This window comes from Bradyrhizobium sp. WSM2254 (assembly GCF_000472645.1).
In the GTDB taxonomy this organism is placed as follows: domain Bacteria; phylum Pseudomonadota; class Alphaproteobacteria; order Rhizobiales; family Xanthobacteraceae; genus Bradyrhizobium; species Bradyrhizobium niftali.
This window is the reverse complement of sequence record NZ_AXAB01000086.1, coordinates 1-6,680: the sequence shown is the minus strand read 5'-3', so window position 1 is coordinate 6,680 and position 6,680 is coordinate 1. Positions and strand designations below refer to the sequence as shown.

The window sequence follows — 6,680 nt, the reverse complement described above, 5'->3', positions numbered from 1 at the left end:
GCGTGAGCCGCCCTCCGAGGGCGACAACTACAGATATTGGCAGGCAATTGCCGCGACTAAGGCCTTCTCTCGTGACGTCTTCAGCCTCAAAAGCCAATAACGCAACAGGCCCTTTGTGGGAGAAGGTGGCGCGAAGCGCCGGATGAGGGGTATCTCTCCGCAAATATAACTGCGCGTGAGTGCTCTGAGACAGACCCCTCACCCAAGCGAGCTCGTGTCGACCTGCGGTGATGCCCTCTCCCACAAGGGGAGAGGGCGCAGCAATGCGCACTGCGCGTCTGGCCCCGCGGGGACCGCGAAAAGTCAGCTATACAATCCCTCGATATCTGATCGTGCCAGACGGTCAGAGCCCTCGCGCGCGAACATCGCTAACGTCCTTCCGAATCTCACGGAGACCTCGCGGTGCACAGCCCTCAACCCAATCTTGAAACGCGCTCGAGCGACGACTGGCCGAGCGAGCTCTATCGCGTCCTGAAGGCCGCCGACGTCAGGCAGATGTCCTATGTGCCGGATGCCGGCCACAGCCAGCTCATTCGCCTGTTCTCAGCCGACCGCGACGTCACCACCAACGTGCTGACGACGGAGGAGGAGGGCATCGCCATTGCCGCGGGCGCCTGGCTCGGCGGCCAGCGCAGCGTGCTGCTGATGCAGTCGAGCGGGGTCGGCAATTGCATCAACATGCTCTCGCTCTCGGCGATCGGCCGCTTTCCGCTCTTGATGCTGGTGACGATGCGCGGTGAATGGGCCGAGTTCAATCCCTGGCAGGTGCCGATGAGCCGGGCGACGCAGCCCTCGCTGGAGGCGATCGGCCTGAAGGTGATGCGCGCAGAGACGCCGGAAGATCTGGTCGAGACGGTCGAATCGGCCGCAGCGCTCGCCTACGAATCCGATCAGCAGATCGCAGTGCTGATCGGGCAGCGCCTGATCGGCAAGAAGAAGTGGTGATGCCAATGCAAGCTCAACTCGATCGTCGCGCCGCTGTCGCCACGCTCCTGAAGGACCGCAAGGACACGCTGGTCGTCTCCGGTCTCGGCTCGCCCACCTACGACCTCCATTCCGTGGGGGATCACGACGGCAATTTTTATCTCTGGGGCGCGATGGGCGGCGCCGCGCTGATCGGTCTTGGGCTCGCGCAGGCCCAGCCGGGAAAGCGCGTCCTCGCCTTGACGGGCGACGGCGAGCAGTTGATGGGGCTCGGCGGTCTCGCCACCATCGGCGTCGCGCGTCCGCGCAATCTCGACATCGTCGTGATCGACAATCAGCATTTCGGCGAGACCGGGATGCAGGCGAGCCATACCGGGCGCGGCGTCGATCTCACCGCGATTGCCACGGCCTGCGGCTTTGCCGCGACCGGAATCGCGCGGACGATCGCCGAGGCGGAACGTCTCGCAGCGCAGATCGCCGCCCCGGGCGAGGGGCCGCGACTCTTCGTCATCAAGGTTCTGGCGGAAAATCCGCCGCGCTCGCTGCCCTCGCGCGATGCCGTCTTTATCAAGAACCGGTTCCGTGCTCATCTCGGATTTGCAGCGGCCTGAGCCGGGTATCTCACCCGGCGATGGCCTGCTGTCTAAGCAGCTATTCTGGAGTGAGACCATGAAACTATCCGGCAAGGTCGCCGCCATCACCGGCGCGGCGCGCGGCATCGGCAAGGCCTGCGCGAAGAGATTCCTGGACGACGGCGTCAAGGTCGTCATCTCGGACGTCGATGCCGAGGGCCTCGCCGCGACGGCTGCCGAGCTTGGGCGGCCGGATGCCTTGCGCACCGTCCCCGGCAACGTCGCCAAGCGTGCCGACGTCGACCAGCTCGTTGCGACCGCCGTGAAAGAATTCGGCCGGCTCGACATCATGGTCAACAATGCAGGCGTTGCCCGCAACCAGAACATCCTTGATATCTCCGAGCAGGATTTTGACGAAATCATCGCCATCAATCTGAAAGGCGCGTTCTTCGGCGTGCAGGCCGCGGCGAAGCAGATGATCGCGCAAGGCAGCGGCGGCGGGGTCATCATCAACATGTCCTCGGTCAATGCGCTGCTGGCGATCCCGACGCTTGCGACCTATGCCATCTCCAAGGGCGGCATGAAGCAGCTCACCTCGGTTGCTGCCGTCGCGCTGGCCCCGCACAACATCCGCGTCGTGGCGGTCGGGCCGGGCACCATCCTGACCGACATGGTGGCGTCTTCCATCTACACCTCGGAGGATGCCCGCAAGACCGTGATGTCACGCACGCCAGCCGGCCGCGGCGGCGAACCGAGCGAGGTCGCCTCCGTCGTGGCGTTCCTCGCCAGCGACGATGCGTCCTACATCACGGGGCAGACGATCTATCCGGACGGCGGCCGGTTGATCCTGAACTACACGGTGCCGGTGAAGGAGAAGTAGGGGCTTGGCGCAGCGAAGTGGGACAGGCTCGCGCTCCATTCTTAGTCGTCATGCCCGGGCTTGACCCGGGCATCCACGTCGCTCCGCAATCGCCGCGGCGCGTGGATGGCCGGGACAAGCCCGGCCATGACGGCGGGGCCTGCGCTCACTCCGCCGCAACCGTGATCCCGCAGCCCAGCCGCTTCGAGATGGCGCCGGCGCAGTCGCGCAAGGCATGCGCGATCGGGCTGTCCCAGCGCGCATCGAACGTGCCTTCCGGTCCCATCGCGGTGATGACCAGCGCGACATGGCCGGCGTGATCGAACACCGGTGCAGAGAATGCATTGACGCCGGGCAGGGGATCGCCGAGCGCCCGGGCGAGGCCGTGCTTGCGGACTTCAGCGAGCATGTCGGCGACCTTCGCGCCTTTCACCGCCCGCTTCGGATTGTAGCCGACGCCGTGACGGTCGAGGCCGCTTTCGAGCGCGGCATTGATGGTTTTCTCCGGCAGGAAGGCCGCAAAGGCGCGGCCGGTCGCGGTCTCCAGCAGCGCCATCACTGAGCCGGCCCGCATCACGATGTGCACCGGCTGGCCCGGCTCCTCTAACTGCACCACGGTCGGACCATGCGTGCCCCAGACGGCCAGAGAGACCGCGTGGCCGATCTGGCTCGCAAGCGCCGCGATCTTCGGTCCGGCGATGCGCACGCCGGAGAGGCGGCGCAGGCTGATGAGGCCGAGTTCCAGCGCCAGCGCGCCGATCTCGTAGCGGCCGGTGGTCTCGTCCTGCTCGATCAGCCCGATGCGCGAGAAACTGGCGAGATAGGGGTGCGCCTTGGCCGGCGTCATGCCGGCCTCGCGCGCGAGGTCGCGCAGCATCATCGGCTCGCCGCTGCGGGCGAGGGCGCGGAGCAGTTCTCCGCCGACCTCGATCGACTGGATGCCGCGGCTTTCTCTCTTCATGCGCCTCCTGGCGTACGATTACGCCGCGTTGCGCTTGGCGGCGCTGTCGGCGAGATGACGGCCGGCAATGTAGCCGAAGGTCAACGCCGGCCCAAGGGTGATGCCGGCGCCGGGATAATTGCCGCCCATGATGCTCGCCATGTCGTTGCCGGCGGCGTACAGCCCGGGGATGACCCGGCCTTCGGCGTCGAGCGCCCGCGCGTTCTCATCGGTGACGATGCCGGCATAGGTGCCGAGGTCGCCGATCACCATCTTGATGGCGTAGAACGGGCCGTTCTCGATCGGCGCAACGCAGGGATTGGGGCCGTGCAGCGCATCGCCCTGGTAGCGGTTGTAGGCCTTCGAGCCCTTGCCGAAGGCGGCATCATGGCCCTGCGACGCGGTCGCATTGAACTGCCTGACGGTCGCGGCGAAGGCCGTGGCGTCGATGCCGGCTTGCGCCGCGAGCGCCTCTAACGTGTCGCCGCGCATGAGGTAGCCGGTCTTGAGGTGATGGCCGGTCGGCATCGGGAAGGGCGGCACGCAGCCGAGGCCGTACTTCCGCAGCGTCTTGTGATCGCAGACGAGGAAGGCCGCGATCTCCTCGCCGGGCTTGGCCGCCTTGACCATGGCCTGGACGAAGTCGTGGTAGGAATTGCCTTCATTGGCAAACCGCCTGCCGTCGCGCATCACCGCGATCACGCCGGGTTTGGCGCGGTCGATGAAATGCGGCATCACGCCCTTCGAGCCGTCCTTGCGCGTGGTGAGCGACACCGGCACCCAGGCCGCGGCATTCGGCAGACGGTCCTCGACATGTCCGCCCGCGCTTTCCGCAAGGCGCAAGCCGTCACCGGTGTTGCCGGTGGGGCCTGGCGAATAGTGCTCGTTGCCGGTCGGCGCATGCGGAAACATTTTCCTGCGGCGTTCGACGTCATGCGGAAAGCCGCCGCAGGCGAGCACGACGCCTTGTCTTGCGCGAATGCGTATATCTCGCCCGTCGCGGGTGACGACGGCGCCGGTGACAGTGCCACCCTCGACCGTCAGCTCGCGCACGGGAGAGGACAGCCACATCGGAATCTTGAGATCGAGCGCGGATTTGGCCAACCGCCCGGCAAGCGCATTGCCGTTGGTCAAGGTCATGCCGCGGCCGTAGCGCAGCACGTCCATCAGGTGGCGCGACAGGCGCTTTGCGACGTAGACCGCCGAGGTCAGCGATTTCGTCACCCGCATGAAATGGATGATCTCCTTGCCGGAGCCCAACATCATGCCGAACACGGTCAGCTCGGGCAGCGGCATGCCGAGCGTCTTGATCTGCTCGCCGAGTTCGCGGCCGTCGAACGGGCGCGTCACCATGGAGCGGCCGCCCTGCGCGCCGCCGGGCGCTTCGGCGTGATAGTCCGGGAACACCAGCGGCATGTCGAAGCGCAGGGCGGTCCTGGTGGTGAAGAAATCCACCGCCTCGGGACCGGTGCTCAGGAACGCATCGACGCGCGCGGCGTCGAAATTATTGCCGGCCTCGTGCCGCAGATATGTGCGGGCCTGCTCCGGCGTCTCCTCGATGCCGTAGGCCTTGGCCAGCGAGGTGCCGGGGATCCAGAGCCAGCCGCCGGAACGGGCGGTGGTGCCACCGAAACGCGGCTCCTTCTCGACGATCAGCACGTCGAGGCCGCGATAGCGCGCCGTGATCGCCGCCGACATGCCGGAGGCGCCTGATCCGGCGACGAGCACATCGCACTCGTAAGTCTCAACTGCGCTATGCTCGTTGCCGGTCATGCGGGCCTCACTTCTTCAGCAGCGGACATTTGGACTCGGAGACCGGACGGAAGGCGTCCTCGCCCTTCACCGTCTTGATGATCTCCAGGTAATCCCAGGGTTCCCTGGACTGCTCGGGCGACTTCACCTTGGCCAGATACATGTCGCGGATGACGCGGCCGTCCTCGCGCAACTTGCCGCCATGGACGAAGATATCCTCGATCGGCAGCTCGCGCATCTTGGCCATCACCTTGGCGGGATCGTCGGTGCCGGCCGCCTTGATGCCTTTCAGGTAGTGCAGCACCGAGCCGTAGACGCCGGTGTGGATCATGGTCGGCATCACCTTGGTGCGCTCGTAGAACTTCTTCGACCAGGCGCGGGTCGCCTCATCCATGTTCCAGTATGCGGCCGTCGTCATGTAGGTGCCCTGCGCGGCCTTGAGGCCGATCGCGTGCACGTCGGTGTCGAACATCAACAGGCCGACGAGCTTCTGGCCGCCCTGGACCAGGCCGAACTCGCCGGACTGCTTGATGGCGTTGTCGGTGTCCTGGCCGGCATTGGCGAAGGCGACGACGTCGGATTTCGAGCTCTGTGCCTGGAGGGCGAAGGACGAGAAGTCCGCTGTATTGGTCGGGTGCTTCACGCCACCCAGCACCTTGCCGCCCATCTCGTTGATGAAGCGCGTGGCGTCCTTCTCGAGCTGCTGCCCGAAGGCGTAGTCGGCGGTGATAAAGTACCAGGATTTTCCGCTCTCCTTGATCACGGCGGAGGCGGTCACCTTCGACAGGGCGTAGGTGTCGTAGGTGAAATGCACGGTGTTGGGGCTGCACAGCTCGTCCGTCAGCGAGCTCGCGCCGGGACCGGAGAGCAGGGCGATCTTGTTGCGTTCGCGCACCATGTTGTGGACGGCGATCGCGATGCCGGAATTGGGGATGTCGACGACGGCGTCGACCTTGCCGTTGTCGAACCAGCCGCGCACGATCTGCACGCCGACGTCGGTCTTCATCTGGTGGTCGGCGCTGATGATCTCGATCGGCTTGCCGAGCACGGTCGGTCCGAATTCCTCGACCGCCATTTTCGCGGCTTCGACCGACCCCGGCCCGCTGTTGTCGCGGCCCCAGCTCGACAGATCCGTCAGCACGCCGATCCGCACCGCGTCGTCGGAGACCTGCGCGGTCGCGGTTGACGTCATGGCAGCCGAAGTCATGGCCGCGAGCATGGCGCAGGCCAAAAACCCTCTCATCGTCGTTCCCTCTCTTGTATGGGCCGCTTGGCGCGGGTGGTTATGGATTGACGGCTAGTTAGATATTAGCGAATTAGTTTGTCAATGGCGAAATTCTGTTCAGATCGGTCCTCCGCTGTCGTCCTGGCGAAAGCCAGGACCTGAGTTCACAAACGAAGTGCAACACTTCCAACTGGAGGTGTTGCCATGGGGCGGACTTACAAACAGCTCTCCCTTGACGATCGATGCGAGATTGCCCGCCTTTCGGCCAATGGCAACTCGGTCGGGCAAATCGCGGCAGCTTTGGATCGCCCGCCATCAACGATCTCTCGGGAGCTGAGGCGGAACCGTGGCAGGCAGGTCGGCTACAAGCCAAGCTATGCTCAGCAGCAGACCCGGGCGCGGCGCTGG

The 6,680-nt window shown here is 65.5% G+C and carries 7 protein-coding genes; 4 read left to right on the top strand and 3 right to left on the bottom strand.

Going from position 1 to position 6,680, the window contains the following annotated elements; genetic code table 11:
- The first annotated feature begins 402 nt into the window (after positions 1–402).
- From A3M7_RS0137405 to A3M7_RS0137395, 3 genes are read left to right on the top strand one after another with little or no spacing between them, the layout of a single operon-like run.
- On the top strand, positions 403–945 hold the full coding sequence (locus tag A3M7_RS0137405) for a thiamine pyrophosphate-binding protein (RefSeq protein ID WP_027548461.1): 543 nt from the start codon (positions 403–405) through the stop codon (positions 943–945).
- A complete protein-coding gene (locus A3M7_RS0137400) occupies positions 945–1,535 on the top strand; it encodes a thiamine pyrophosphate-dependent enzyme (RefSeq protein WP_027548460.1) in 591 nt (196 codons plus the stop codon). Before A3M7_RS0137405 ends, A3M7_RS0137400 begins: the two co-directional genes overlap by 1 nt.
- 58 nt (positions 1,536–1,593) lie before the next feature.
- Positions 1,594–2,376, top strand: a complete 783-nt coding sequence (locus A3M7_RS0137395; RefSeq protein ID WP_027548459.1) for an SDR family NAD(P)-dependent oxidoreductase — start codon at positions 1,594–1,596, stop codon at positions 2,374–2,376.
- Positions 2,377–2,521: 145 nt separating this feature from the next.
- Here the strand turns inward: A3M7_RS0137395 and A3M7_RS0137390 are convergent, their stop codons facing one another.
- From A3M7_RS0137390 to A3M7_RS0137380, 3 genes are read right to left on the bottom strand one after another with little or no spacing between them, the layout of a single operon-like run.
- A complete protein-coding gene (locus tag A3M7_RS0137390; protein ID WP_027548458.1) occupies positions 2,522–3,316 on the bottom strand; it encodes an IclR family transcriptional regulator in 795 nt (264 codons plus the stop codon).
- Between the two features lie 18 nt (positions 3,317–3,334).
- The gene (locus A3M7_RS0137385; protein ID WP_027548457.1) at positions 3,335–5,068 is read right to left on the bottom strand and encodes an FAD-dependent oxidoreductase; all 1,734 of its coding nucleotides are present in this window, start codon (positions 5,066–5,068) and stop codon (positions 3,335–3,337) included.
- Positions 5,069–5,075: 7 nt separating this feature from the next.
- Complete coding sequence (locus A3M7_RS0137380) at positions 5,076–6,290, bottom strand: ABC transporter substrate-binding protein (RefSeq protein ID WP_027548456.1); 1,215 nt, start codon at positions 6,288–6,290, stop codon at positions 5,076–5,078.
- Positions 6,291–6,476: 186 nt separating this feature from the next.
- Between A3M7_RS0137380 and A3M7_RS47905 the strand changes: the two genes are divergently transcribed.
- Positions 6,477–6,680, top strand: a 204-nt coding sequence (locus A3M7_RS47905; RefSeq protein ID WP_156937059.1) for a helix-turn-helix domain-containing protein, incomplete at its 3' end; no start/stop codon positions are given.

Bases quoted from the DNA above. Each gene is read 5' to 3' on its own strand.
- A3M7_RS0137400 (WP_027548460.1), top strand. From the start codon at position 945: ATGCCAATGCAAGCTCAACTCGATCGTCGCGCCGCTGTCGCCACGCTC.
- A3M7_RS0137395 (WP_027548459.1), top strand. From the start codon at position 1,594: ATGAAACTATCCGGCAAGGTCGCCGCCATCACCGGCGCGGCGCGCGGC.
- A3M7_RS0137390 (WP_027548458.1), bottom strand. From the start codon at position 3,316: ATGAAGAGAGAAAGCCGCGGCATCCAGTCGATCGAGGTCGGCGGAGAA.
- A3M7_RS0137385 (WP_027548457.1), bottom strand. From the start codon at position 5,068: ATGACCGGCAACGAGCATAGCGCAGTTGAGACTTACGAGTGCGATGTG.
- A3M7_RS0137380 (WP_027548456.1), bottom strand. From the start codon at position 6,290: ATGAGAGGGTTTTTGGCCTGCGCCATGCTCGCGGCCATGACTTCGGCT.